General features: G+C 55.8%; 1 protein-coding gene. It reads right to left on the minus strand.

All coding sequences use genetic code 11. The annotated features are described in order from the left end of the window. A partial coding sequence (locus AWU74_RS06965) for a solute carrier family 23 protein (protein ID WP_306701052.1) occupies positions 1 to 296 on the minus strand: 296 nt, incomplete at its 3' end. Positions 297 to 728: the final 432 nt, after the last annotated feature.

Here is a 728-nt window from a genome sequence, read left to right on the forward strand (position 1 = left end):
GCAGTCTGATCCGAATACCCCCGAGCGCGGCATAGGGTGAACGCGACAAACGCGTTGATTCCCAGCCCGCTCGCGAGCGCGATCGGCACGTTGGCGACAAACGCCATAACGACGGTCGCCAGTGCCGCCGAGATGGCGGTAGCGGTAAACACCGCGGCGGGCAGCATTCCGGCGGCGCTCATCATGCTGGGCTGGAGCGCCAGAATGTACACCATTGACAGGAAGGTTACCGTGCCGCCGACAACCTCCGTTCTGACGCTCGACCCGCGTTCCTTGATGTGAAAGAACTTGTCCATAGTCCCTCCCCCTCTTGCATCGTGTATGTGGCATATCTCCGCACGGGCATAACTTTTATGCTTTTTGGGGTTTTTGTCAATAATGCGGGGGAAACGGCGCTCGGCAGCAATGCGGCGTATTGACAGGGCAAGCGTTTTTTTATATCGTTATCGGCATAAAAGGAATCCATGCTGTATGCTGTATGATTCTTATCATAACAACGGTTGCTCGGAAATGTCCGTTTCTCGAACAACCGTCAGAAACCACGGAATGCAAAGTGTTTCGTGCAGTTTGTATGAGCAAGTCAAATATCTATGAGCGGCGGCAGCGCCGTAACGAGCGAGCCGTCCGCGTTGCGTTCCAGTTTGGCGGGGCGCTTTCCCAGCGCGACTTTCGTTTCCATAGGCTCGCGGCGCCGGTCGATAGACGGGTTCGTTACCTGATGAGTGTCT

Source organism: Treponema endosymbiont of Eucomonympha sp. (assembly GCF_001028545.1).